25 protein-coding genes are annotated in these 23,908 nt (G+C 60.1%); 18 read left to right on the top strand and 7 right to left on the bottom strand.

The annotated features are described in order from the left end of the window. The first annotated feature begins 61 nt into the window (after window positions 1-61). A complete protein-coding gene (locus tag AC0IXA_RS08280) occupies window positions 62-2,260 on the top strand; it encodes a hypothetical protein (RefSeq protein WP_076566290.1) in 2,199 nt (732 codons plus the stop codon). Window positions 2,261-2,542: 282 nt separating this feature from the next. On the opposite strand, the gene AC0IXA_RS08285 is transcribed toward AC0IXA_RS08280, so the two are convergent. Next, window positions 2,543-2,848, bottom strand: a complete 306-nt coding sequence (locus AC0IXA_RS08285; RefSeq protein WP_016771353.1) for a DUF2288 domain-containing protein — start codon at window positions 2,846-2,848, stop codon at window positions 2,543-2,545. Window positions 2,849-3,199: 351 nt separating this feature from the next. Between AC0IXA_RS08285 and AC0IXA_RS08290 the strand changes: the two genes are divergently transcribed. The 9 genes from AC0IXA_RS08290 to AC0IXA_RS08330 all read left to right on the top strand — a co-directional run bounded on the left by AC0IXA_RS08290 (window position 3,200) and on the right by AC0IXA_RS08330 (window position 10,937). Next, on the top strand, window positions 3,200-4,327 hold the full coding sequence (locus tag AC0IXA_RS08290; protein ID WP_016771354.1) for a branched-chain amino acid ABC transporter substrate-binding protein: 1,128 nt from the start codon (window positions 3,200-3,202) through the stop codon (window positions 4,325-4,327). Between the two features lie 229 nt (window positions 4,328-4,556). Continuing rightward, window positions 4,557-5,480 carry a high-affinity branched-chain amino acid ABC transporter permease LivH gene (gene livH, locus AC0IXA_RS08295; protein WP_016771355.1) on the top strand — a complete coding sequence of 308 codons (924 nt, stop codon included), beginning with the start codon at window positions 4,557-4,559 and terminating at the stop codon, window positions 5,478-5,480. Continuing rightward, a complete protein-coding gene (locus tag AC0IXA_RS08300) occupies window positions 5,477-6,733 on the top strand; it encodes a high-affinity branched-chain amino acid ABC transporter permease LivM (protein ID WP_016771356.1) in 1,257 nt (418 codons plus the stop codon). The genes livH and AC0IXA_RS08300 overlap by 4 nt, the downstream gene beginning before the upstream one ends. Next, entirely contained in the window at window positions 6,730-7,497 is a 768-nt protein-coding gene (gene livG, locus AC0IXA_RS08305; RefSeq protein ID WP_016771357.1) for a high-affinity branched-chain amino acid ABC transporter ATP-binding protein LivG, read from the top strand. The genes AC0IXA_RS08300 and livG overlap by 4 nt, the downstream gene beginning before the upstream one ends. Further along, window positions 7,498-8,199, top strand: coding sequence for an ABC transporter ATP-binding protein (locus AC0IXA_RS08310; protein ID WP_003222380.1), 702 nt, complete (start codon window positions 7,498-7,500; stop codon window positions 8,197-8,199). 291 nt (window positions 8,200-8,490) lie between these two features. Continuing rightward, window positions 8,491-8,796 carry a BufA1 family periplasmic bufferin-type metallophore gene (locus tag AC0IXA_RS08315; protein WP_471812560.1) on the top strand — a complete coding sequence of 102 codons (306 nt, stop codon included), beginning with the start codon at window positions 8,491-8,493 and terminating at the stop codon, window positions 8,794-8,796. A gap of 25 nt (window positions 8,797-8,821) precedes the next feature. Next, the gene (bufB, locus tag AC0IXA_RS08320; RefSeq protein WP_471812562.1) at window positions 8,822-9,709 is read left to right on the top strand and encodes an MNIO family bufferin maturase; all 888 of its coding nucleotides are present in this window, start codon (window positions 8,822-8,824) and stop codon (window positions 9,707-9,709) included. After that, entirely contained in the window at window positions 9,706-10,464 is a 759-nt protein-coding gene (locus AC0IXA_RS08325; RefSeq protein WP_471812564.1) for an HvfC/BufC N-terminal domain-containing protein, read from the top strand. The genes bufB and AC0IXA_RS08325 overlap by 4 nt, the downstream gene beginning before the upstream one ends. Then, window positions 10,461-10,937, top strand: a complete 477-nt coding sequence (locus AC0IXA_RS08330) for a DoxX family protein (RefSeq protein ID WP_471812566.1) — start codon at window positions 10,461-10,463, stop codon at window positions 10,935-10,937. Before AC0IXA_RS08325 ends, AC0IXA_RS08330 begins: the two co-directional genes overlap by 4 nt. Window positions 10,938-11,045: 108 nt before the next feature. Here the strand turns inward: AC0IXA_RS08330 and AC0IXA_RS08335 are convergent, their stop codons facing one another. Continuing rightward, window positions 11,046-11,960, bottom strand: a complete 915-nt coding sequence (locus tag AC0IXA_RS08335) for a LysR family transcriptional regulator (RefSeq protein ID WP_136492099.1) — start codon at window positions 11,958-11,960, stop codon at window positions 11,046-11,048. A gap of 104 nt (window positions 11,961-12,064) precedes the next feature. Here AC0IXA_RS08335 and AC0IXA_RS08340 point away from each other — a divergent pair, with 104 nt between their 5' ends. The 3 genes from AC0IXA_RS08340 (at window position 12,065) to AC0IXA_RS08350 (ending at window position 15,088) form a co-directional block, all read left to right on the top strand. Further along, window positions 12,065-12,664 (top strand): short chain dehydrogenase, encoded by a 600-nt coding sequence (locus tag AC0IXA_RS08340; protein WP_471812568.1) that lies wholly within the window; start codon window positions 12,065-12,067, stop codon window positions 12,662-12,664. Between the two features lie 60 nt (window positions 12,665-12,724). After that, window positions 12,725-13,378: a COG3650 family protein gene (locus tag AC0IXA_RS08345; RefSeq protein ID WP_471812570.1), complete on the top strand. Its 654-nt coding sequence runs from the start codon at window positions 12,725-12,727 to the stop codon at window positions 13,376-13,378. A 96-nt stretch (window positions 13,379-13,474) separates the two neighbouring features. Further along, window positions 13,475-15,088 (top strand): NAD(P)/FAD-dependent oxidoreductase, encoded by a 1,614-nt coding sequence (locus AC0IXA_RS08350; RefSeq protein ID WP_471812572.1) that lies wholly within the window; start codon window positions 13,475-13,477, stop codon window positions 15,086-15,088. A gap of 138 nt (window positions 15,089-15,226) precedes the next feature. Here AC0IXA_RS08350 and AC0IXA_RS08355 read toward each other — a convergent pair whose 3' ends face one another. After that, window positions 15,227-16,321 (bottom strand): PLP-dependent cysteine synthase family protein, encoded by a 1,095-nt coding sequence (locus tag AC0IXA_RS08355; RefSeq protein ID WP_341638635.1) that lies wholly within the window; start codon window positions 16,319-16,321, stop codon window positions 15,227-15,229. Between the two features lie 251 nt (window positions 16,322-16,572). Between AC0IXA_RS08355 and nhaA the strand changes: the two genes are divergently transcribed. From nhaA to AC0IXA_RS08380, 5 genes are all read left to right on the top strand, one after another. Further along, window positions 16,573-17,757: a Na+/H+ antiporter NhaA gene (gene nhaA, locus AC0IXA_RS08360; RefSeq protein ID WP_122505756.1), complete on the top strand. Its 1,185-nt coding sequence runs from the start codon at window positions 16,573-16,575 to the stop codon at window positions 17,755-17,757. Window positions 17,758-17,928: 171 nt separating this feature from the next. Then, window positions 17,929-19,164: an S-type pyocin domain-containing protein gene (locus AC0IXA_RS08365; RefSeq protein WP_471812574.1), complete on the top strand. Its 1,236-nt coding sequence runs from the start codon at window positions 17,929-17,931 to the stop codon at window positions 19,162-19,164. Next, window positions 19,148-19,375 carry a DUF7683 domain-containing protein gene (locus AC0IXA_RS08370; protein ID WP_460160179.1) on the top strand — a complete coding sequence of 76 codons (228 nt, stop codon included), beginning with the start codon at window positions 19,148-19,150 and terminating at the stop codon, window positions 19,373-19,375. Before AC0IXA_RS08365 ends, AC0IXA_RS08370 begins: the two co-directional genes overlap by 17 nt. A 63-nt stretch (window positions 19,376-19,438) precedes the next feature. Next, complete coding sequence (locus AC0IXA_RS08375) at window positions 19,439-19,684, top strand: colicin E3-like toxin immunity protein (RefSeq protein WP_471812576.1); 246 nt, start codon at window positions 19,439-19,441, stop codon at window positions 19,682-19,684. 20 nt (window positions 19,685-19,704) lie between these two features. Beyond that, window positions 19,705-19,956, top strand: a complete 252-nt coding sequence (locus AC0IXA_RS08380) for a pyocin S6 family toxin immunity protein (RefSeq protein ID WP_471812578.1) — start codon at window positions 19,705-19,707, stop codon at window positions 19,954-19,956. Between the two features lie 73 nt (window positions 19,957-20,029). Here AC0IXA_RS08380 and AC0IXA_RS08385 read toward each other — a convergent pair whose 3' ends face one another. The 4 genes from AC0IXA_RS08385 to AC0IXA_RS08400 all read right to left on the bottom strand — a co-directional run bounded on the left by AC0IXA_RS08385 (window position 20,030) and on the right by AC0IXA_RS08400 (window position 23,709). Beyond that, window positions 20,030-20,494: an outer membrane lipoprotein gene (locus tag AC0IXA_RS08385; protein ID WP_016771369.1), complete on the bottom strand. Its 465-nt coding sequence runs from the start codon at window positions 20,492-20,494 to the stop codon at window positions 20,030-20,032. A 180-nt stretch (window positions 20,495-20,674) separates the two neighbouring features. Continuing rightward, window positions 20,675-21,322 (bottom strand): pyridoxamine 5'-phosphate oxidase, encoded by a 648-nt coding sequence (gene pdxH / locus AC0IXA_RS08390; RefSeq protein ID WP_130902007.1) that lies wholly within the window; start codon window positions 21,320-21,322, stop codon window positions 20,675-20,677. A 24-nt stretch (window positions 21,323-21,346) separates the two neighbouring features. After that, on the bottom strand, window positions 21,347-22,450 hold the full coding sequence (locus tag AC0IXA_RS08395) for an OmpA family protein (protein WP_186568211.1): 1,104 nt from the start codon (window positions 22,448-22,450) through the stop codon (window positions 21,347-21,349). Between the two features lie 113 nt (window positions 22,451-22,563). After that, window positions 22,564-23,709 carry a serine hydrolase domain-containing protein gene (locus AC0IXA_RS08400; RefSeq protein ID WP_341638631.1) on the bottom strand — a complete coding sequence of 382 codons (1,146 nt, stop codon included), beginning with the start codon at window positions 23,707-23,709 and terminating at the stop codon, window positions 22,564-22,566. Window positions 23,710-23,908: the final 199 nt, after the last annotated feature.

A 23,908-nucleotide genomic window follows, 5' to 3' on the forward strand; every position in this document is an offset into this window, starting at 1 on the left:
ATTCCGTGAGGTTCGCCGGCACTGTTCGGCGGGCCAACCCAGTCCAGGTAAATGGCGCACCATGACCTCTAAAAACAACCCCGCCAGTGCAACAGCCGATCTGACCCTGAGCCCCGCCGCGAACAGCGCGTCATTATCCAGGCCGACGCCGCCTTCGCGCCCGCTGTCGACCCAGCAATACCTGTACTTCACCGAGACCAACACCGACCGCATCCTCGATAACCTCGACGGCCTGCGCGATTCGGTGTTCCCGCGCCCGGCGCATCAGGAAGGCGACAACGAGCAGCACAACGACCAGGAATTCCCCTCGGTGTGCCTGATCGGCCTCGGTCGCTGCGGCTCCAACATCGCCCTCGACGTGGCGGAGCTGGTGTACAACGCGCGCAAGTTCTACCTCAACGAATTCAACAACGAAGACCGCCCGACCGACCGGCGTCTGGCCGACAAGGGCTACAGCCCGGCGCAGTGGATCAAGAACAATCTGCGCATCGGCACCAGCAAATCGACCAAACCGGTGTTTCTGGTCGAACCGCTGGTGATGCTTGGCGACCTCGACAAGGACATCGCCGGGCGCATCCGTTTCTCGCGCAAGGGCGAGAAAAGCGGCTTCCTGCGCGACTACAGCAAAATGAAGATCATGGACTTGTCCGAAGTCCACGCCGGTGGCGCCGGTAATGCGCCGATCCTCGGCCAGTACCTGGCGAAGATCATCCTCAACAAAGACACCCAGCGCTTCTCCAGCCCTGACTGGAAAATGATCCACTCGTACCTGATCGACAGCTGCGGGATCAAGGCCAACCAGTCGCGCCTGTATTTCTCGATCTTCAGTGCCGGCGGCGGTACCGGTTCGGGCATGGCCTCGGAGTTCGGTCTGGCGCAGCAGCACTCGTACATGAACAAGACCTTCGACACCAAGCCGATGGACGAGCATGACGGTAAGAGCGGTCATTCGTTTGTGTTCGAGCCGATCTTCACCAGCGGCATCTGCGTGCTGCCGAACATTTCCGACCACCGCAGCGAAATGTCCGAGGCGCTGCACATCAACGCCGGGCGCCTGCTGTGCAAATACCTGTCGGAGGAATGGGATTTCTCCTACAACTTCGCCAACGAAGACAGCAGCGAAGCCAGCGTGATGGGACGTATCCGCCCGTGGAACGCGATGATGCTGATCTCCAACGACATCATGCGTTACGCCGAAGAAAGCGATGACGGCAATATCCAGAACATTGATGTCAATGCCATGGAGAAGCACGCCAACCAGTACATCTCGCAGCAGATCTTCAACATTCTGACAGCGCAGGCAGTCACTACTGACTACGACCAGAACTACTTCCGCCGCGCCGGCATCGACATCGGCGAAACCATCCGCCTGGACGCCAACGACCTGTTCATGAGTCTGGCCGGGCCGGTGGCGATTGCCTACGCCGAATCGGTAGTCCCGGAAACCCCGCCGCCGAGCAGCGACAAGTTCAAGGTCTTCGACAAAGAGCCGCAGCGCCTGAACATCGACGACCTGTTCTTCCGTTCGATCGACCTGCCGCACTTCAACAAGGTCACTCAGGCCATCGAAGGCATCAGCCTGCTGCCGATCGAATCCAAGCGTTATCGCGCTTCGCTGGAGCAGTACAAGAATTCCGGCTACGACGCCGCCGCGCTGCACGACCTGCACTTCTTCAAGAATTGCTCGTCGGTGGTCTCGATCGTCTCGCTGCCGAAAGACTACAAGCTGTCGTACATGGATCTGAACCGGTTGAAGACCCACCTCAACAGCCTGTTCCCCAACACCACGCTCAAGCGTTACGCGCTGGTGATCGGCGCTTCGGCCAACCTGTCGCTGACCACCCTGATCGCCAAGAGCCCGTGCCTGTCGGACGACTTCCTCACGCTGATCGTGGCGTTCATCAAGCGCTGCTTTGCGAAGAATCCGTACCGTTTCGACGAGACGCTGGATAACTCGATTCTCGACTTCATCATTCAGGAAGACTTCGACGAAGAGCGGATCGACGACCTGCTCAACGAATTCGAAAACCCGGCGAAGATCCTCGATACCAACTGGTACGCGATCAAACCGATGTACGAAAAGAAATACCGTGAGTTGATCAACGATAAGGACAAGTTCGTCTCGATCAATGACATTCGCCTGTCACGCGATTGCGTGAAGAAGTCGATCAAGTACCTGCGCGAGATCTACCGCCACCGGATTGGCAAGACCAAGGTGATTTCGCTGAATAACCATACCGGGAAGACTTACTCGGTCTGATCTGGCACCGAGTCGCCCCATTCGCGAGCAGGCTCGCTCCCACAGGAAAGTGCATTCCGGTGTGGGAGCGAGCCTGCTCGCGAAGGCGCCCTCAACCTCACCGACAAATTCAGCTTACGAACATCCAGAAACAATTAAGCGGCCCTCAGGCCGCTCTAGAAACTGTTCCCGTTACGTTTACGTCACCGTGAGGCGTGGCATTTCTCCACGGCAAGGTGCCATCACGCTACTCCGCTACACACTTGCGGCGCGGCAATCGAGGCACCAAAAGAGTGCGAGCAATTAAACGGCCGCCCTTTCCTGGATCAGAATCCACGGCGAAACCACCACGGCCCACAGCTGCGGATCACGTTCGAAAATATCCAGTGCCCGCGTTTCAGACAGCTTGGCGACCTTGTCGTCGGCCAGCCAGGCCGCGACTTTCTCGCCTTCATCCGATGCCACGGCCTCGGCGGCGGCGATCAAATCCAGGTCAGGGTCGACCCACAATAGGGCACCCTTGGCGAAGAACGGCTCCAGCTCTTTCCAGGTAATAGATGCCGTTTCACCAAGCAGCTTGGCATAGAGGGTGCTAGGTTCTTGATTCATGGGAGCTGTCCGGAAAAGAAATCGACGCGAATGATAACGTCGGTGGTCCGTCAGAAAAACCCGGTTGCAAATCGCTGCACCGAACGAAAAGAGCAGGAACGCCAGGGAATGCTGCCTTTTGGGATATATGCCCCCGATTGCCCCGCCGCAATTCTGTCTCTTTCATTCAAAAATGCGACACCCCCAAGTTTTGCCCCGTGGCGCCCGCTTCCCAGTTGATCAAGCGGCGCTCTACACTGTACCGGTACAGTTGCCGGGGCATTTTCCGGAGGGTATCGCAAAGATATCTGACCCGGTTCTGCTGCTACGGCGCCAGAACTCTAAAAAATACAACAGTAAGAGTGGAGCACTATGACTAAGGCTACTAAGCAGATTTCCAAACTGTTTGCCGCTATGGTTCTGGCCGGGGTTGCCAGCCATTCGTTCGCAGCTGACACCATCAAAATCGGTATCGCCGGTCCTAAAACCGGTCCAGTAGCCCAGTACGGCGACATGCAGTTCAGTGGCGCGAAGATGGCCATCGAGCAGATCAACGCCAAAGGCGGCGTCGACGGCAAGAAACTCGAAGCCGTTGAATACGACGATGCCTGCGATCCGAAACAAGCGGTAGCGGTAGCGAACAAGGTCGTCAACGACGGCGTCAAGTTCGTGGTCGGTCACCTGTGCTCCAGCTCCACCCAGCCTGCTTCGGACATCTACGAAGACGAAGGCGTGATCATGATCACCCCGGCTGCCACCAGCCCGGACATCACCGCCCGTGGCTACAAAATGATCTTCCGCACCATAGGTCTCGACAGCGCCCAAGGCCCTGCCGCCGGCAACTACATCGCCGATCACGTGAAACCGAAAGTGGTTGGCGTGCTGCACGACAAACAGCAGTACGGTGAAGGCATCGCCACCGCCGTGAAATCGACCCTCGAGAAGAAAGGCACCAAGGTTGCCGTCTTCGAAGGCGTCAACGCCGGCGACAAGGACTTCTCCGCCATCATCGCCAAGCTCAAGCAAGCCGGCGTCGACTTCGTCTACTACGGCGGCTACCACCCGGAGCTGGGCCTGATCCTGCGCCAGGCTCAGGAAAAAGGCCTGAAAGCCCGCTTCATGGGTCCGGAAGGCGTGGGTAACGACTCGATCACCCAGATCGCCAAGGATGCGTCCGAAGGCCTGCTGGTGACCCTGCCGAAATCCTTCGACCAGGATCCGGCCAACGTTGCCCTGGCTGACGCTTTCAAAGCCAAGAAGGAAGATCCGAGCGGTCCGTTCGTGTTCCCGTCCTACTCGGCGGTGACCGTGATTGCCGAAGGCATCAAGGCGGCCAAGTCCGAAGACGCGACCAAAGTGGCTGAAGCCATCCACGCCGGTTCGTTCAAGACCCCGACCGGCGACCTGAGCTTCGACGACAAGGGCGACCTGAAGGACTTCAAATTTGTCGTGTACGAGTGGCACAACGGCAAACCTAAAACCGAAGTTTCGCCTCAGTAAGGCCTTGCCCGACTGACTGCCAATAAAGCCCACGGCGTGCCGTGGGCTTTGTTTTGCGAATGTATGGGCCGCGCTGGCGTGATCCGCCAGTCGACCCACCTGAAAATCTCAAAACCGTCATCAGCGGTTCGCTGGCAAAACTCGGATTCGAAGTGGATAGAGATCCACGGGGCCGGGCGGGAAAATGACTCCACCAGTGAAATGCGTACAGGTTTTTAGGAGCGCTGTAATGCCTGACCTCTATCACTTCTTCCAACAGCTGGTTAACGGCCTCAACGTTGGCAGCATGTATGCCCTGATCGCCATCGGCTACACGATGGTCTACGGCATCATTGGAATGATCAACTTCGCCCACGGCGAGGTGTACATGATCGGTTCCTACGTGGCCTTCATCGCTATCGCCGGGCTGACCATGATGGGACTCGACAGTGTCCCGCTGTTGATGACCGCGGCGTTCATCGCCAGCATCGTCGTCACCAGTTCCTACGGTTACAGCATCGAACGGATCGCCTACCGCCCCCTGCGCGGCAGCAACCGTCTGATCCCGCTGATTTCTGCCATCGGTATGTCGATCTTCCTGCAGAACACCGTTCTGCTGGCGCAAGACTCCAAGGACAAAGCTATCCCCAACCTGATCCCGGGCAACTTCGCCTTCGGTCCGGGTGGTGCACAAGAAGTGCTGATTTCCTACATGCAGATCGTGGTGTTCGTGGTTACCCTGATCGCCATGCTCGGCCTGACCCTGTTCATCTCCCGTTCCCGCCTGGGCCGCGCCTGCCGCGCCTGTGCCGAGGACATCAAGATGGCCAACCTGCTCGGCATCAACACCAACAACATCATCGCCCTGACCTTCGTCATCGGTGCTGCGCTGGCGGCGGTCGCTGCGGTGCTGCTGAGCATGCAATACGGCGTGATCAACCCGAACGCCGGTTTCCTCGTCGGCCTCAAGGCCTTCACCGCTGCGGTACTGGGCGGCATCGGCAGCATCCCCGGGGCAATGCTCGGCGGCCTGGTGCTCGGTGTAGCGGAAGCGTTCGGTGCCGATATCTTCGGCGACCAGTACAAGGACGTCGTTGCGTTCGGCCTGCTGGTTCTCGTGCTGTTGTTCCGTCCGACCGGCATTCTGGGCCGTCCGGAGGTTGAGAAAGTATGACTAGGAATCTTAAACAGGCACTGTTCAGTGCCTTGCTGGTGTGGGCGGTGGCCTACCCGGTACTGGGTCTGAAACTGACCATCGTCGGCATCAATCTGGAAGTGCACAACACCAGCCCTGCGGTACTCGCAACCATCGCGATCTGCTCGGTGCTGATGTTCCTGCGCGTGCTGTTCAACCAGCAGATCAGCAAGGCCTGGCGCTCCTCGCCGGGCATGCCGCTGATCCCGGCCAAGGCCAGCAACTTCCTGACCCTGCCGACCACCCAGCGCTATTTCATCATTGCGCTGATTCTGATCGCCCTGGTCTGGCCGTTCTTCGGCTCCCGTGGCGCGGTGGATATCGCAACGCTGATCCTGATCTACGTGATGCTCGGCCTGGGCCTGAACATCGTTGTCGGTCTGGCCGGTCTGCTTGATCTGGGGTACGTCGGTTTCTACGCCGTCGGCGCCTACAGCTACGCGCTGCTGTCGCATTACTACGGCTTGAGCTTCTGGATCTGCCTGCCGATTGCCGGCCTGATGGCGGCGACGTTCGGCTTCCTGCTGGGCTTCCCGGTGTTGCGTCTGCGCGGCGACTATCTGGCGATCGTGACCTTGGGTTTCGGCGAGATCATCCGTCTGTTCCTGCGTAACCTGACCGACATCACCGGTGGCCCGAACGGCATCAGCAACATCGAAAAACCGACGTTCTTCGGCCTGACCTTCGAGCGCAAAGCCGCCGAAGGCCTGCAGACGTTCCACGAGTATTTCGGCCTGCAATACAACTCGATCAACAAGGTGATCTTCCTTTACCTGGTTGCGCTGTTGCTCGCACTGGCCGCGCTGTTCGTGATCAACCGTCTGCTGCGCATGCCGATCGGCCGTGCGTGGGAAGCACTGCGTGAAGACGAAATCGCCTGCCGCGCGTTGGGCCTGAACCCGACCGTGATCAAGCTCTCCGCGTTCACCCTGGGTGCTGCGTTCGCCGGTTTCGCCGGCAGCTTCTTCGCCGCGCGCCAGGGTCTGGTGACCCCGGAGTCGTTCACCTTCATCGAGTCGGCGATCATCCTCGCCATCGTCGTATTGGGTGGCATGGGCTCGCAACTGGGTGTGATTCTGGCGGCGATCGTGATGATCCTGTTGCCGGAAATGATGCGTGAGTTCAGCGAATACCGCATGTTGATGTTCGGTGCGCTGATGGTGCTGATGATGATCTGGCGTCCACAAGGTCTGCTGCCGATGCAACGCCCACACATGGAGTTGCGCAAATGAGCCGCGAGATCCTTAAAGTCGAAAATCTGAGCATGCGCTTCGGCGGCTTGCTCGCGGTCAACGGCGTGGCGCTGACCGTCAAGGAAAAACAGGTGGTTGCCCTGATCGGCCCGAACGGCGCCGGCAAGACCACCGTGTTCAACTGCCTGACCGGCTTCTATCAGCCTACCGGCGGCAGCATCCTGCTCGACGGCGAGCCGATCCAGGGCCTGCCGGGCCACAAGATCGCCCTCAAAGGCGTGGTGCGGACCTTCCAGAACGTGCGTTTGTTCAAGGACATGACTGCGGTCGAGAACCTGTTGATCGCCCAGCACCGTCACTTGAACACCAACTTCCTGTCCGGCCTGTTCAAGACCCCGGCGTTCCGCAAAAGCGAGCGCGAGGCCATGGAATTTGCCGAGTACTGGCTGGAAAAGGTCAACCTCAAAGAGTTCGCCAACCGTACCGCCGGCACCCTGGCCTACGGTCAGCAACGGCGTCTGGAAATCGCCCGCTGCATGATGACCCGTCCGCGGATCCTCATGCTCGACGAACCGGCCGCTGGCCTGAACCCGAAGGAAACCGAAGACCTCAAGGCGCTGATCGGTGTGTTGCGCGAAGAGCACAACGTCACCGTGCTGCTGATCGAACACGACATGAAGCTGGTCATGAGCATTTCCGACCACATCGTCGTGATCAACCAGGGCACACCGTTGGCCGACGGCACGCCGGAACAGATCCGCGACAATCCTGAAGTGATCAAAGCCTACCTGGGGGAAGCGTAAATGCTGCAGTTCGAAAACGTTTCCACCTTCTACGGCAAGATCCAGGCCCTGCACAGCGTCAACGTCGAAGTCCGTCAGGGCGAGATCGTGACGCTGATCGGCGCCAACGGTGCCGGCAAATCCACGCTGCTGATGACACTCTGCGGTTCGCCGCAGGCGCACAGCGGCAGCATCCGCTACATGGGTGAGGAACTGGTCGGCCAGGACTCGTCGCAGATCATGCGCAAGAGCATCGCCGTGGTCCCGGAAGGTCGTCGAGTGTTTGCCCGTCTGACCGTTGAAGAAAACCTGTCGATGGGCGGATTTTTCACCGACAAGGGCGACTATCAGGAACAGATGGACAAGGTCCTCGGACTTTTCCCACGCCTGAAAGAGCGCTTCAACCAGCGCGGCGGCACCATGTCCGGCGGCGAACAGCAAATGCTCGCTATCGGCCGCGCGCTGATGAGCAAGCCCAAGCTGCTGCTGCTCGACGAGCCGTCGCTGGGTCTGGCGCCGATCATCATCCAGCAGATCTTCGACATCATCGAACAGCTGCGCAAGGACGGTGTGACGGTGTTCCTGGTCGAGCAGAACGCCAACCAGGCACTGAAAATCGCTGACCGCGCCTACGTTCTGGAGAACGGCCGCGTGGTCATGCAAGGCACCGGTGAAGCGCTGCTGACCGACCCGAAAGTACGCGAGGCGTACCTCGGCGGTTGAGTGTTATCGCTGCACAAAAAAACGGCCTTCGGGCCGTTTTTTATGCCCAAACGATAAACACCGATCCTCTGTGGGAGCGAGCCTGCTCGCGAAAGCGATGTATCACGCACCAATAATGTTGAATGTCACACCGCCTTCGCGAGCAGGCTCGCTCCCACAGGGATACAGCTGAATCCGAAATTTTTCATAAATTTCTCGCCCCACCTGTAACGCATCCCCGCACCCGTTCTCTAGAGGGACAAGCAAGCGCAAACCGCTTGCAGAAACCCTGATAAAACCTGGAGAAACATCATGACTGCGACTACCCGTACCCTGTCCGCTACCGCCCTGGTTCTGGCCCTCGGTTCCGCTCTGAGCATCGCCACTGTCTCCACCGCCCAGGCCGCCGATGCCAACATGGAAAAATGCTTCGGCGTGGCCATGAAGGGCAAGAACGATTGCGCCGCAGGTGCCGGTACTACCTGCGCCGGCACGGCGAAAATGGACTATCAGGCCAACGCCTGGAAGCTCGTTCCGAAAGGCACCTGCGCCACCACCGAAAGCAAAACCTCGCCGACCGGTTTCGGTCAGCTCGAAACCTTCAAAGCCAAGTCCTGATCCACGGCCTGCCTGAGTGACGCCCATGTTCAGCCATCACGAACCGTCCCTGCCGCGCACTCAGGCAGCTCGCACCGAGCTTCCTGCCCGCGCCGGGCTGGGGCTCAAGACCGGGCACTTCCTCGAAGTGCTCGGCTCCGTTCCGGACCTCGGTTTCTTCGAAGTCCACGCCGAAAACTACATGGTGGCCGGCGGCCCGTTTCATCATTTTCTCGGTCTGATCCGCGAGCAGTACCCGCTGTCATTGCACGGCGTGGGCCTGTCGATCGGTGGCGAAGGCCCGCTGGACAGCCAGCACCTCAAACGCCTCGCCGAGCTGATCGAGCACTATCAACCGCAAGCCTTTTCCGAACATCTGGCATGGTCGAGCCACGGCCCGGTGTTCCTCAATGACCTGCTGCCACTGGCTTACGACACGCCGACGCTGAACCGCGTCTGTGCGCACATCGACCAGGTGCAGAACACTCTGAAACGACCGATGCTGCTGGAGAACCCGGCGACCTATCTGGGGTTTGAGCACTCGACGATCGACGAGGCCGAGTTCATCGCCGAAGTAATCCGCCGCAGCGGCTGCGGCTTGTTGCTCGACGTCAATAATGTCTACGTGTCGTGCATCAATCATCAGCGCGAAACTTTGGCCTACCTTGATGCGTTACCGCTGCACGCGGTCGGCGAGATTCATCTGGCCGGCTTCGCTGAAGATTGCGACAACCTCGGCGATCGCTTGCTGATCGACGATCACGGCGCGCCGGTTGATCAGGCCGTTTGGGATCTGTACCGGCAAGTGCTGCGCCGTATCGGCCCGGTGGCGACGCTGATCGAACGTGACAATCAGGTGCCGGCCTTCGACGTTTTGCTCGCCGAAGCGCAGCAAGCCGAGACGCTGTTGCGCCACGCGGAGCGTGCGGCATGAGCACGCAAGCGGATTTCGCCGCCGCCCTGCTCAATGCGCAACTGCCGTGTCCCAAGGGCCTGTGCAGCCGCAACGGCGCCGATCCGTCGCGGCGTTTCGCGGTCTATCGCAACAACGTGCAAAGCTCGCTGATCAATGCCCTGGCCGACAGCTATCCGGTGGTGCTGCAATTGGTCGGCGAGGAGTTCTTTCGCGCCATGGCGGCGATTTTCGTCCAGAGTCAGCCGCCACACAGTCCGTTGATGAGCCGCTATGGCGAGCACTTTGCCGACTTCATCGCACAATTCGAACCCATTGCCGGCGTGCCTTATGTCGCTGACGTCGCGCGACTGGAGCACTTGCGTACTGTTGCCTACCACGCCGCTGATGCGCAGCCGATCCGGCCCGAACAAGTCAGTGCCGCGCTGGCCGATCCGCAGTCGCTGACTGAACTGTGTTTCGAACTGCATCCCTCGCTGCACCTGCTCGACTCTGCTTTTGCGGTCGTGGCGATCTGGGCCGCGCATCAGCAGGAGCCAACTCTGGCGGGCATTGGCCTGAATCAAGGCCAGCACGCCCTGGTGCTGCGCAATGGTCTCGACGTTGAGGTGTTCGCTCTTGAACCGGGTGCGAGCGTGTTCATTGGTCATCTGCTCCAGGGCTCGCCACTGCTCGCGGCGGCAGAAAACAGCCCGCCGTTCGATCTCGCCCAAACCCTCGCCTTACTGATTGCGCACAACGCGATTACCCGTCTGAATTACAAGGAGTTGCCATGAACGCTTTGGTCTTGCGCGTCATTGCGCTGTTGGAAAAAATCCCGCACAGCCTGATCGCCCTCATCGCGCGTTTTTCCATCGCTGCGGTGTTCTGGAAATCCGGGCAAACCAAGGTCGAAGGACTGGCCGTGGATTTGATTGACGGCACCTTTGAACTGGGCTGGCCACGCTTGGCCGACTCGACGATTCCGCTGTTTCAGAGCGAGTACGACGTGCCGCTGCTCTCGCCGGAAACTGCCGCGCATCTGGCGGCTTTTGCCGAGCATGTGTTTCCGCTGTTGATTCTGCTCGGTCTTGCCACACGGTTTTCAGCGCTGGCATTGCTTGGCATGACCCTGACCATTCAATTGTTCGTCTACCCGGATGCCTACCCCACCCACGGCACCTGGGCGGCGGTGTTGCTGTACCTGATGGCGACCGGGCCGGGCAGGTTGTCGATCGATCAGATGATCGCGCGCCGTTTCGCCAAATAATCACCCCCGTGGGAGCGAGCCTGCTCGCGAAAGCGGTGTGTCATTCAACATCGGTATCGACTGAACTGACGCATTCGCGAGCAGGCTCGCTCCCACAGGGAAATCACATCAGCGCTGCAGTCGATCCAGCGCCTCGCCACTGCGCTTGAACCAGCCCATCAGATAATCCGCCAACACCTGCGTGCGCTTGGGCAATCCACCCTGATACGGGTGCACCAGATACATCGGCATGCGTCGGGTCTGGTAATCGCGCAGCAACCAGCGCAAGCGGCCGTCCGCCAGTTCCGCTTGCAGCAGATACGACGGCAAACGGGCGATGCCGGCGCCGGACAGCGCTGCTTTCTTCAACAGGCTGTAGTGATTGCTGGCAAACGGACCCGAAACCCGCACCCGCAACAACTCGTGCTGCTGGTGATACAGCCATTCTTCGCGGCCGCTGTAATGGCTGTTGAGCAGGCAACGATGCTCGGCCAAGGCATGGGGCGTCGCCGGCTCGCCGAAGCGCTCGAGGTAGGCCGGGCTGGCGCAGGTCATTTCGTGCCACGCCAACAGCGGCTTGGCCACCAGCCGATCGTCATTGGCCACTTCGGCGCGAATCGCCAGATCAAAGCCATCGCGCGACAGATCGCGATAACTGTTGTTCAGCTCCAGCTCGATTTGCACCTCGGGGTATTGCCCGGAAAACTCCAGCAGCAAGCCATCGAAGAAGGTCTCGCCGAGCGACACCGGAACCGTCATGCGCACGGGGCCGGCCATGTCGTCCTTCAACCGCGCCAACGCCTGCCGCGCGCGTTCGACCTGAACCACCAGCGCCTGAGCCTGCGGCAGCAGCGCCGCCCCCGCCGCCGTCAGGCTCAAGCGTCGGGTCGTGCGTTGCAGCAGCACCACACTGAATTGCGCTTCGAGCTGGCTGATGCGCTTGGAGAGTTGGCCCTTGCTGCAGCCCAACTGCTGCGCGGCCAGGGTAAAACTGCCGGCTTCGATCAGCACGGCAAACGCGGCAAGGTCATCCATTTCGCTCATGGATTGTTTCCATTTGAAAACCAAAGGTTGCCTATTAGTGCGCTTATCCGGAGAAAAAACCACTTTAGACTGAAACCTCATTCACACACATGAGGTACAGCTCGATGAAAATTCTGTTGATAGGCGCAGGCGGCACCATCGGTTCGGCGGTGGACAAAGAGTTGTCGCAACGCCACGAGGTCATTCGTATCGGTCGCAACAGCGGTGACTTGCAGGTGGATATCAGCGACAGCGCGTCGATCCGCAAGCTGTTCGAACAGACCGGCAAGTTCGATGCGCTGATCTGCGCGGCGGGCAACGTGACTTTTGCAGCGCTCGACGAGATGACTGGGGACAGCTTCGCCCTCGGCCTGAAAGACAAGCTGATGGGCCAGGTCAACCTGCTGCTGATCGGCCGCGAGTACGCCAATGACGGCGCCTCGTTCACCTTTACCACCGGCGTGCTCAGCCACGACCCGATTCGCAGCGGCGCCTCGGCAGCGCTGGTCAACGGCGCCCTCGACAGCTTCGTCCGCGCCGCCGCCATCGAACTGCCGCGTGGCGTGCGGGTGAACTCGGTGAGCCCGACCGTGCTGACGGAAGCCCTGGGCAAATACGCGCCCTACTTCCGTGGCTTCAAGCCGGTTCCTGCAGCGGAAGTGGCATTGGCTTACGCGAAAAGTGTCGAAGGCCTGCAAACAGGGCAGACGTTTCACGTGGGTTAAGGCCCTTGTGATGAACGGTCAGGCTGCGTAACGTGGCAGCACTTGTCTGGAGAGCCAAAGATGCGTGTTGCCCGTTCGATCGTCCTCGTTGCCCTGCTGCCGTTGTTTGCCGCCTGCCAGTTGTTCGACGGCCAGCGTGAAAGTGTGTCTCATGCCGGGCAGACGCGAATGCAGGGGCAACTGACCGCCGCCGACGGCAAACTGGTGTTCCAGCCGTGCCAGGATCAGCGGCAACTGGTGGTCAACGACATCGGCGGCACCAGCGTTCTGCAAGAAGCCGCCACCCTCGCCGACGAGCAGGGCAAGCTGTTTGCCGATGTGCGCGGCAAGGTCTCCGGCGACCGCCTCGACCTCGGCCAGTTGTATCGCGTCGAGCGCTCGGGCACGGCCTGCGACGACCCGAATTTCAAACTGCTGATCCTGCGCGCCGCCGGTCATGGCCCGGAATGGAACGTCAAGGTCAGCGGCAAAGGCATGGTCATCGAGCGCGACGGCCAGCCGCCGCTGGCCGTGCCGTATGTGGAAGAGCAACTGGGCGACGGCCGCTTCAATCTCAGCAGCGAAGCCAACAACCAGCGCATCGAATTGTGGGTCGCGCCACAGCGCTGCGTCGACAGCAGCACCGGCAGCGTGCAGCACATGAGCGCCGAGTTGCGTATCGACGGTCAGGTGCAGCGCGGCTGCGGCTATTTCGGCGGCGCGCGTAACGACTGATCGTTTTTCCCCCACGGATCCGCTCGCGGCGGCTTATAATCGCCGCCTTCAAACGCCCTGGCGCAGTTGTGCGCCCCGCGAATCCGGATCCCCGCCATGTTACGAATCACTGAACTCAAGCTGCCAATCGACCATCCCGAAGAAGACCTGCGCGTCGCCATCGTGCAACGCCTGGGCATCGCCAGCGATGATCTGCTCGATTTCACCTTGTTCAAGCGCAGCTATGACGCGCGCAAAAAGTCCTCCGAGCTGTGCTTCATCTACACCATCGACCTCAACGTACGCGACGAGGCCAGAGTGTTGGGCAAGTTCGCCGACGACCGTAACGTCAACGTGGCGCCGGATGTCAGCTACAAATTCGTCGGCCAGGCACCGAGCGATCTCGGCCAGCGACCGATCGTCGTCGGTTTCGGCCCGTGCGGCATCTTCGCCGGCCTGCTGCTGGCGCAGATGGGCTTCAAACCGATCATTCTCGAGCGCGGCACCGAAGTCCGTCAACGCACCAAGGACACCTGGGGCCTGTGGCGCAAAAGCGTGCTCAATCCCGAGTCCAACGTACAGTTTGGCGAAGGCGGCGCGGGCACGTTCTCCGACGGCAAGCTGTACAGCCAGATCAAGGACCCGAAATTCCTCGGCCGCAAAGTCCTGCACGAGTTCGTCAAGGCCGGCGCGCCGGAAGAAATTCTCTACGTCAGCAAGCCGCACATCGGTACGTTCCGCCTCACCGGTATGGTCGAAAACATGCGCGAGCAGATCCGCGAACTGGGCGGTGAAGTGCGCTTCGGGGAGCGCGTCAGCGACGTGCTGATCGAAGACGGCCAACTGGTCGGAGTACAACTGGCCAGCGGCGAAACCCTGCATTCGAAGCATGTGGTTCTGGCCCTCGGCCACAGCGCCCGCGACACCTTCCGCATGCTCCACAGCCGTGGCGTGTTCATGGAAGCCAAGCCGTTCTCGGTGGGTTTCCGCATCGAGCACCCGCAGTCGCTGATCGACCGCGCGCGCCTGGGCAAATACGCCGGCCACCCGAAACTCGGTGCTGCCGATTACAAACTGGTGCACCACGCCAAGAACGGGCGTTCGGTGTACAGCTTCTGCATGTGCCCGGGCGGCACCGTGGTCGCGGCAACGTCCGAGCCCAATCGCGTGGTCACCAACGGCATGAGCCAGTACTCGCGTAACGAGCGCAATGCCAACTCCGGCATCGTCGTCGGCATCACCCCGGAAGTCGATTATCCGGGCGGCCCGCTCGCCGGTATCGAGTTGCAGGAGCGCCTGGAATCCCACGCGTTCATCCTTGGCGGCAGTGACTACAAGGCCCCGGCGCAACTGGTTGGCGACTTCATCAACGACATTCCATCGACCGAACTGGGCGAAGTCGAGCCGTCGTACAAGCCAGGCGTGGCGCTGGGCGATCTGGCCTTGGCGCTGCCGGACTTTGCCATTGAGGCGATCCGTGAAGCCTTGCCGGCGTTCGAGAAGCAGATTCGCGGTTATTCCCTGCACGACGCTGTGCTGACCGGAATCGAGACACGCACTTCATCGCCGCTGCGCATCACCCGCAACGAGTCGCTGCAGAGCATGAACGTCAAAGGCCTGTTCCCGGCCGGTGAAGGCGCGGGCTATGCCGGCGGAATTCTCTCGGCGGGTGTTGACGGGATTCGCATTGCCGAGGCAGTGGCTCGCGATATTCTCGGCCTCGACGCCTGATCCGCTAAGTTCGCAACAACGCAAAACCCTGTGGGAGCGAGCCTGCTCGCGAAAGCGGTCTGTCACTCAATGAAGTTGTTGAATGTGACTCCGCCTTCGCGAGCAGGCTCGCTCCCACAGTGGTTTCTGCATTTGGCTTTAGATATTCGCGCGCAGCACCGAGGTCGGCAGCGCCTCCCCGCGCTCGGCACTTGCCGCCACCGCTGCAATCAAATCACCCAGTTCATACCCTTGCGCTTTCAGCCACGCCTGATCGTAATACGTGTCGGCATAACGCTCGCCGCCATCGCACAGGATCGCCACGATCGACCCCGACTGCCCCGCCGCTTTCATCTGCTGCGCCGCCATCAGCGCACCGATCAGATTGGTCCCGCTCGACCCGCCGACATGCCGCCCCAAACGCTGCGCCAGATAATGCATGGCCGCCAGGGACAGGGCGTCCGGCACCTTGACCATCGCATCGATCACCTTGGGCAGGAACGACGCTTCCACCCGAGGCCGGCCAATGCCTTCGATGCGTGAACCGCAATCCAGACGCAGGCTGGCATCTCCCGTCTGATAAAAATCGAAGAACACCGAACGCTCGGCATCGGCACACAACACGCGGGTGCAGTGCTGGCGATAGCGCACGTAACGGCCGAGGGTCGCGGTGGTGCCGCCGGTGCCGGGGCTGGAGATCAGCCAGGTCGGTTCAGGGTGTTTTTCGTAGCGCATCTGCTGGAAGATCGACTCGGCGATGTTGTTGTTCGCTCGCCAGTCGGTGGCACGTTCGGCGTAGGTGAACTGATCGATGAAGTGACCGCCATGCTCGCGGGCCAGGCGCTCGGATTCGGCGTAGATCTGCGTCGGATCCTGCACCAGATGGCTCTGCCCGCCATAGAAGGCAATCTGGGCAATCTTCTCTTTCGAAGTGGTCGCCGGCATCACCGCGATAAACGGCAAACCGAGCATGCGCGCGAAATACGCTTCGGAGATCGCCGTCGAGCCGCTGGATGCCTCGATCACTGGCGCGCCGGGTTTCAGCCAGCCGTTACACAGCGCGTAAAGGAACAGCGACCGGGCCAGGCGATGCTTGAGGCTGCCGGTGGGGTGGCTGGATTCGTCCTTGAAATACAACTCGATGCCGGCAAAACCGGGCAGCGGCAAAGGGATCAGGTGGGTGTCGGCGCTGCGCTGGAAGTCCGCCTCGATGATGCGGATGGCTTCGCGTGCCCACTGTCGGTTGTCGCTCATGGTTTCGGTTCTCGTTGAATCAGCCAGAAGATCGGTCTTCTGAAAAAGGTCTGCCGCAAGCTTAGGAAAAATCCCGCAGGCGGCAAAGATACAGCTGAGTCTCAATGTGTCAGGCAACTGCTAGGCTCAGTGCTGCCCGTACCAGACAGCCTGTAACGACATATAACAAAAAAGAATATAACTTTTGTTTTAACAACTAACGGTACGGGTTAGGGTGTTTCACCTTTTTCTTGATTCGATGGAGAGCGACCTTGCCTCTGCGTAGCACTTTCACGCGTTTCTTTCAGTTGGAAGCCGCCAGCGGTCTGCTATTGATCGCCGCAGCCGTTCTCGCGCTGATCATCAACAACTCACCGCTGTCGTGGCTGTACACCGGCCTGCTCGACACTCCTGTGGTGGCGCAGATCGGTGCGTTGAAAATCGCCAAACCCCTGCTGCTGTGGATCAACGACGGCCTGATGGCGATGTTCTTCCTGCTGATCGGTCTGGAAGTCAAACGCGAAGTGCTCGACGGCCAATTGTCCAAGCCTTCGCAAATCGTCCTGCCCGGCGCAGCGGCGATCGGCGGCATGCTGGTGCCGGCGCTGATCTACTGGTTCCTCAATCGCGACAACCCCGCCGCCCTGAGTGGCTGGGCCATTCCGACCGCCACCGACATCGCCTTCGCCCTCGGCGTATTGGCCCTGCTTGGCAAACGCGTGCCGGTGTCGCTGAAACTGTTCCTGATGACCCTAGCGATCATCGACGACCTCGGCGCCATCGTCATCATCGCAATCTTCTATTCCGGCGAACTCTCGACCCTGTCCCTTGGCCTGGCGGCTGCGTGCATTGCCGCGCTGGTGGCGATGAACCGGCTCGGCGTGGTCAAGCTCGGGCCGTACATGATCATCGGCCTGATCCTCTGGGTCTGCGTACTCAAGAGCGGTGTCCACGCGACGCTGGCCGGCGTGACCCTGGCGTTCTGCATTCCCCTGCGCACGAAAAACGCTGAATCGTCGCCGCTGCTGACCCTCGAACACGCGCTGCACCCGTGGGTCGCCTACGGCATCCTGCCGCTGTTCGCCTTCGCCAACGCTGGCCTGTCGCTGAGCGGCGTCACCGTCGAAAGCTTCACCCACGACGTACCGATGGGCATCGCCATCGGCCTGCTGCTGGGCAAGACCGTCGGCGTGTTCGGCCTGACCTGGCTGGCGGTCAAGATCGGCATCGCCGCCCTGCCCCAAGGCGCCAACTGGGGCCAGGTCCTCGGCGTCGCGATCCTCTGCGGCATAGGCTTCACCATGAGCCTGTTCGTCGGCTCGCTGGCCTTCGAACCGGGCGTGAGTGATTACGCCGGCATGGATCGCATGGGCATCCTCACCGGCTCGATCCTCGCGGCGGTGATTGGTTATGCGGTGACGGCGGCGGCGAGTCGCAAGAATTCACAACTGCAATAACCCCTGTGGCGAGGGAGCTTGCCCCTCGCCACAGATTCCTCGCCTTACAGTTACGCAGAGAACAATCCCCACGTCATTAGCGACCCGTCCTACAGCCACACTTTCCCCGCTTCGATAACGTCGTGCGGCCCCTTCTCGAGGGGCTGTCGATGATGAACGAAGGGACGATCAGTGGCGCGGAACAAGGACATTCCCCGGGTGCAAAACCCACCGCAGGGCGACGGACATCACGTTACCTGGCGGTATATGACGGCGGCAGAACTGGCCGAGCGCGAAGCCGGGCAAAACGCTTACGACGCGATGCTGGCGCGGCAGGAGGCTTTCGAGCGCAGCCGTGAAGTGGCTGCGAACAAACCTGAAGCCGTGCGTGCCGGCTGTGTATTCGCCAAGTCCTGCAAGCTGCCGGATGCGATTATCGATTACAGCAATCCTTCCGGCATGGTGCCGACCGACAGCCTGAAGGATTACGGCGAGCTGATTCTGCTCGGCGCGCGCGAAGCCGACGCGAGCGGCGGCATTCCTTTCAAGAAAATCAGCGCCAACGTCATCCCGGTCGGGTTCGGCAGTCTGGCCCTGGCAGGTTCGGCTTTTGAAGCGCTGCCAGCGCTCGCATCAAGCGCAGCCGCTGCGTCTTTGGTGGGCCTCGTTGCGCTGCTGATGCCGTCAAGCCTGGGCGACAGCGCGCTCTATACCGACGAGCAACTGAACACACTCAAACAAGCTCGAACCCGCGTACGCCTGCGCGTCGAGCAACAGGCCGATGGCAGCCTCAAGGGTTACGGTTTCTACACCGGTAAGAACCGCGATTGGGAAATGGTTGATGTCGTGCAATTCACTGCGCGCGGCGACCGGTTCGTTGCGGATCTCGGTGAAGGCGTCGAACTGCTCTGGACCCCGGCGGTGGATGGCTCGGACATTCTAGGCATTCCAGCGCTGGAGGCCGCACCGCAGACACCGCATATCTGGGTGTATCCACCGACGAAGGCGGCGGACGGAATATTGGTGAATCCGGTTTATCCGCCGGAGTACAAAGACTTTATTTTGGTGTTTCCGGCCGGATCTAGTATTAAACCGGTCTACATCGTTATCAGTACTCGCGCTGGTGATCACGAATATCATCCGCCGCCTGACATACTGCCAGCTTTTCCCGATGCCAGAATCGTCGGCCGTAAAACAGTAGTCCAAGGCGGTGGTTCAAAACGCAAAAGATGGAAAACCGCCAAAGGGCATATTCTTGAATGGGACTCCATGCACGGAACGATTGAAAAATATGATCCTCGGGGAAACCACATCGGGGAATTCGATCCAGCGACTGGTGAGCCCACGTCTACAAAAAAAAGAATAAAAACTCGAAGAAAGGAAAAAAACGGAGCGTTGAGCCTTGAGATTTTTGATAGAAGCTTTTGATAAGCAGACTGATTACCAAGTATCGGTAACCGAAATACCCAAAGAGTATGCGGAGCACATTAAGTCGATTATGGGTTGGACGACCAAGCAGCAAGGGTGGGAAGGCTACGATTTGAATCAGAATCAAGTTCAAGCCTTTGAAAAACTGATGCAGATATCAATCGCAGATTCACGCTATTACTTTCAACTGACATGTAACGGCCCCGATTAGCCGTAAGCGAGCAATGTGAAGAACAAAAAATAAAAGCAACATCAAAGTATCTGCGAGGAAGAAATGGGTCTGGTATTGAGGCTGGAGTGGTACGACACAGCAACCCTAGAAATTCAGGGCGAGGAATCGTCAAAAGATCTGGGGGACGATGAATCAGTTTTGAAGGCTCTGAGTATTCCGGTAGAAGGCAGCATCAATAATGGCGGCTTCAACGTCATCGAAAAGTGGGTAGCTAGCATTCAGCCGTACTTTCAACATCAAATCACTCTGAATACCTGCGACTACCAGATTTCGTTTGATTACAGTTAAATAACCGGGATGAGTTCTTCATGCGCTTTCTTTCGATTACCGGATTCTTCCCTGACGAAGTCCAAGATGACTCCTTGCAATTCGAGCTGGATATCACAGGCAGCGAGATGCATGAAAAAGTGGCCCAGCTCATTGAATCCAAGCCCTTGGATGAGGTGGAACCCGGCGAGCTGTTGTTGACTCAGGATCAGGTAACCGCATTGGAAACCCTGCTCAACGTCAGTTTTCCAAAGGGCCTCGAATACTTCATGGGCACCTGCTCCACATACTGAATGAGCAATTCACAAACAAAGAAAAACCCCGACCAGTCACCTGATCGGGGTTTTCTTTTACCCAGCTTCCCGCTTAGTGCGAAACGCGGCTGGTTCCGCCAACGGTGGAGATCCGTACCCGCTCGCCAACGCGGAATACTTCATTCTCCTGAACCTGCTGCACATAGGCGCGCATGCTGCCGTCGTCTTCGCGGACAGTGATTTCCACGCCTTGGGTGCGGGTCAGGCCTTCTTCGGTGGCCGAGCCAAGCAGGCCGCCGGCCACTGCGCCGATGACCGCAGCAACGATGCTGCCCTTGCCGCCGCCGATAGCACTGCCGCCGACGCCGCCGACCACTGCGCCTGCTGCGCCGCCGATCGGGGTCTTGGTGCCTTCGATTTTTACCGGGCGCAGGGATTCGATGGTGCCCATGCGAATCGTCTGCACACGACGCGCTTCGTCACGGGAGTAGGAGTCGCCGGTGAGGCTCGATTGGCAGCCGGTCAGCAACATCGCCATCGTCGAAAAAGAAGCAACCAGCAGAACAGACTTACGCATAGCATCAACTCCAAAAGAACATGTGTTCATTAAACCCCGTGGCCTGGCGCCTGTCACGACACCATCCGGATAAAATTGGCTTCCATTCAGGCCTGGTACAGATGCCCGCGAGCGTCCACTCAAGGTAGCGTCAAATCAGCGATCCTGCGCCATCCGCGTTTATCTCGCTCGGTAGACTGCTCAGGGTGCCAGTCGTTCCAGAATCCACTCGGTGCCCTGGAGGCGGTAGTTGAGGCGATCGTGCAGGCGGCTCGGACGGCCCTGCCAGAATTCGATGCGCTCGGGCAACAAGCGGTAACCACCCCAATGTTCCGGGCAGTGCGGCTGGCTGTCGCTGAAGCGTTGCTCGGTGGCCTTGAGCAAATCCTCCAGCTCACCACGACCGTTGATGACTCGGCTCTGCGGCGAGGCCCAAGCGCCGAGGCGGCTGCCCAGCGGACGCACCTGATAATACGCGTCGGACTCTTGCGCCGTGACCTTGACCACCCGCCCCTCGATGCGCACCTGGCGCTCCAGGGTTGGCCAGAAGAAGGTCATGGCGGCAAACGGGTTGGCCGCCAGATGCTGGCCCTTGGCGCTGTCGTAGTTGGTGAAGAAGGTGAAGCCCTGCTCGTCCAGGCCCTTGAGCAACAAAATGCGGCAATGCGGACGACCGTCGGCATCAACCGTGGCCAGGGTCATGGCATTGGCTTCTACCGGCGCCTGCTCGGTTTTCACCGCATCGGCGAACCACTGGTGAAACAGCGCAAACGGCTCGGCCGGGGCTTGCGCCTCGGTCAAACCGTCACGGGTGTAGTCGCGACGCATATCGGCCAGAGCCTGGGTCATGGCGGATTCCTTTTCGTTAGCGGATCACTTCTTGGCGGCGTCGGCTGCGGCGACTTTCTTGTCGGTCGCGGCGGCTTTGGCTGGTGCAGTTTTTTTCGCTGGAGCCTTGGCCGGTGCCTTCTTCGCAGGAGCCTTGGCGGCGGTTTTCTTGGCTGGCGCCTTTTTCGCCGCCGGCACAGCGGCTTTTTTCGCCGCAGGCGCCGGGGTAACCGGTTTGGCAACTGGCTTGACGTCTTGCGCAGCGACCATCGTTACAGGCTTCGGTGCTGGCATGTTGTATTTGCTCAGCAGCGCAACCATGGTGTTCTGCGGAGTCACCAGCAGTTCGACGCGACGGTTCAAGGCACGGCCTTCAACGCTGTCGTTGGCCGCACGCGGCGCTTCGGAACCCATGCCGCGCAGCATCAGGCGATCACGTTGCAAGCCGCTGAGGCGGAAGATCGCCGCCACCGATTGCGCACGCTCCTGGCTCAGTTTGACGTTGGCCGGCGCAGCACCGCTGGTATCGCTGTGACCGAGCACCAGCACTGCGGTTTTCGGGTCGGCTTCAAGGATTTTCGCTACGCGAGTGAACGGGCCAAGGGTGACCGGCAGCAGCATCGCCGGGCGGTCTGGATTGAACGAGCCTTCGACCGGCGCCGTCACTACCAGCACATTGTCGCGACGCTCGAGTTGCAGATTGCTGTCCTTCACCGCTTCACGCAGACGCGGCTCGTAGTCATCCAGCCAGGCCTGAGTCACCTTCGGATCCGGCATCGGCACGGCTTTGGCGGTTGGCTGGTCCTTGCCGCCGAACGGCCACCACCATTTGCCATTGGACTGCGCCTCGGCTTTGGCCACCTCGACCGGTTTGGCTTCAGGTTTGACCTCGGCTTTCAGATCAGCCTTGACCGCTTCATCGCTGGAACCGAACGGCCAGTACCACGGGTTGCTGCTCTCAGCCTTGGCCACTGGCGCGGTCGCCGCAGGTTTCAAAGGAGCTGGAGCCGAAGTCGAATCTTTGGCCGCGACTTTGTCGGAAGAACCGAATGGCCACCAACTGCCGCCATCTGCATCGTTTTTCGGAGTCTGTGCGCAACCGGTGATCGCTACACACAGGGCCAGGGCGAGGGTCTTTTTAGATGACATTGAAAATCCACAAAATGAAGTAATGAAAAATCAGAGCACTTTCGCCCGGATAAACAGCCGTTTTGAAACGAAAATCCCTTCGAGGTTCCGACCCTGGAACCTCTGTTGAAGCTTTACAGACAAGTGGCAAGCACCCGCGCCAGCTTTTGCGCGCGCGGATCCATCAAAACGTAAGGCCCCAGGGTATTTGTCACGAAACCGAAAGCCACATCGTGCTCAGGATCAGCAAAACCGATCGAACCGCCCGCCCCGGGATGGCCGAACGCGCGCGGGCCGAGGCCGTAGGTGGCGTTGGGCACGTCCGGTTGATCGAGCATGCAGCCGAGGCCGAAACGGGTGCGGGTGAGCAAGGTCTTGTCATCGCCAAGACTGTGCTCACGGGTCAGCTCTTCGACCATCTCGCTCTCGAGCAGGCTGCCGTCGAGCAGGCCGGCGTAAAACCCGGCGAGGCTGCGCGCATTGCCGTGGCCGTTAGCCGCAGGCTGCTGCATGCGGCGCCATTCCGGCTTGTTGGTGCTGGTCAGCACTGACGGCGGATTGGTGAAGGCGCGGGTGGTCATGGCAGTCGGTTCGCGCATGGTCACTTGCAGCAGGCGCTGCGCCGCAGCGTCGCCGGCGTTGCCCTTGCCACGGGCAATGTGCGCCACGCGATGAAACTCTTCGTCGGCCAGGCCCACGTGGAAATCCAGGCCCAACGGTTTGGCGACCCGAGCGACGATCGACTCGCCCGGCCCACGACCGTCGGCGCGGCGCAGCAATTCGCCGACCAGCCAGCCGTAGGTGATCGCGGCATAACCGTGACCGGTGCCCGGAGTCCACCATGGCGCTTCGGCCGCGAGGGCGTCGACCATGGTTTGCCAGTCGTAAAGCGCTTCAGGCGCGAGTAGTTCGCGCAGCGCCGGCAGGCCGGCCTGATGGCAAAGCAATTGGCGCAGGGTGACGGATTCTTTGCCGGCGGCGGCGAATTCCGGCCAGTAGCGGGCAACCGGGGCGTCGAGTTGCAACTTGCCTTCGGCCACCAGTTGCAGCGCGGTAACGGCGGTGAAGGTCTTGGTGCAGGAGAACAGGTTGGCGATGGTGTCGCTGTGCCAAGCCTCGGCGCCGTCCTTGTCGGCAGTACCGGACCAGAGGTCGAGGACGGTTTCTCCACCGACCTTGATGCACAGGGCTGCGCCGCGTTCCTGGGGATCGTCGAACAGTGCGGCGAAAGCCTCGCGCACCGCTTCGAATTGAAGCTCGTAATGTCCCTGAATCTGCACCCGCAACTCCCCCGCGAAAACGCTCTACAAAGTGGCCCGCATTGTTCCAGCCCTTGAGGGATTTGGGAACAGGCGCGGGCCAGACGGTTGCTCGGCAATTTGTGTTGCTTCCTTCGCGAGCAGGCTCGCTCCCACACTGGATCTCAACAGCAGCGCAGATCCCCTGTGGGAGCGAGCCTGCTCGCGAAGAACGATAACG

The organism is Pseudomonas sp. AC083 (genome assembly GCF_979253165.1).

Excerpts from the sequence above, each read along its gene's own strand:
- AC0IXA_RS08280 (WP_076566290.1), top strand. The coding sequence starts at position 62 with ATGACCTCTAAAAACAACCCCGCCAGTGCAACAGCCGATCTGACCCTG.
- AC0IXA_RS08285 (WP_016771353.1), bottom strand. The coding sequence starts at position 2,848 with ATGAATCAAGAACCTAGCACCCTCTATGCCAAGCTGCTTGGTGAAACG.
- AC0IXA_RS08290 (WP_016771354.1), top strand. The coding sequence starts at position 3,200 with ATGACTAAGGCTACTAAGCAGATTTCCAAACTGTTTGCCGCTATGGTT.
- livH (WP_016771355.1), top strand. The coding sequence starts at position 4,557 with ATGCCTGACCTCTATCACTTCTTCCAACAGCTGGTTAACGGCCTCAAC.
- AC0IXA_RS08300 (WP_016771356.1), top strand. The coding sequence starts at position 5,477 with ATGACTAGGAATCTTAAACAGGCACTGTTCAGTGCCTTGCTGGTGTGG.
- livG (WP_016771357.1), top strand. The coding sequence starts at position 6,730 with ATGAGCCGCGAGATCCTTAAAGTCGAAAATCTGAGCATGCGCTTCGGC.
- AC0IXA_RS08310 (WP_003222380.1), top strand. The coding sequence starts at position 7,498 with ATGCTGCAGTTCGAAAACGTTTCCACCTTCTACGGCAAGATCCAGGCC.
- AC0IXA_RS08315 (WP_471812560.1), top strand. The coding sequence starts at position 8,491 with ATGACTGCGACTACCCGTACCCTGTCCGCTACCGCCCTGGTTCTGGCC.
- bufB (WP_471812562.1), top strand. The coding sequence starts at position 8,822 with ATGTTCAGCCATCACGAACCGTCCCTGCCGCGCACTCAGGCAGCTCGC.
- AC0IXA_RS08325 (WP_471812564.1), top strand. The coding sequence starts at position 9,706 with ATGAGCACGCAAGCGGATTTCGCCGCCGCCCTGCTCAATGCGCAACTG.
- AC0IXA_RS08330 (WP_471812566.1), top strand. The coding sequence starts at position 10,461 with ATGAACGCTTTGGTCTTGCGCGTCATTGCGCTGTTGGAAAAAATCCCG.
- AC0IXA_RS08335 (WP_136492099.1), bottom strand. The coding sequence starts at position 11,960 with ATGAGCGAAATGGATGACCTTGCCGCGTTTGCCGTGCTGATCGAAGCC.
- AC0IXA_RS08340 (WP_471812568.1), top strand. The coding sequence starts at position 12,065 with ATGAAAATTCTGTTGATAGGCGCAGGCGGCACCATCGGTTCGGCGGTG.
- AC0IXA_RS08345 (WP_471812570.1), top strand. The coding sequence starts at position 12,725 with ATGCGTGTTGCCCGTTCGATCGTCCTCGTTGCCCTGCTGCCGTTGTTT.
- AC0IXA_RS08350 (WP_471812572.1), top strand. The coding sequence starts at position 13,475 with ATGTTACGAATCACTGAACTCAAGCTGCCAATCGACCATCCCGAAGAA.
- AC0IXA_RS08355 (WP_341638635.1), bottom strand. The coding sequence starts at position 16,321 with ATGAGCGACAACCGACAGTGGGCACGCGAAGCCATCCGCATCATCGAG.
- AC0IXA_RS08375 (WP_471812576.1), top strand. The coding sequence starts at position 19,439 with ATGGGTCTGGTATTGAGGCTGGAGTGGTACGACACAGCAACCCTAGAA.
- AC0IXA_RS08380 (WP_471812578.1), top strand. The coding sequence starts at position 19,705 with ATGCGCTTTCTTTCGATTACCGGATTCTTCCCTGACGAAGTCCAAGAT.
- AC0IXA_RS08385 (WP_016771369.1), bottom strand. The coding sequence starts at position 20,494 with ATGCGTAAGTCTGTTCTGCTGGTTGCTTCTTTTTCGACGATGGCGATG.
- pdxH (WP_130902007.1), bottom strand. The coding sequence starts at position 21,322 with ATGACCCAGGCTCTGGCCGATATGCGTCGCGACTACACCCGTGACGGT.
- AC0IXA_RS08395 (WP_186568211.1), bottom strand. The coding sequence starts at position 22,450 with ATGTCATCTAAAAAGACCCTCGCCCTGGCCCTGTGTGTAGCGATCACC.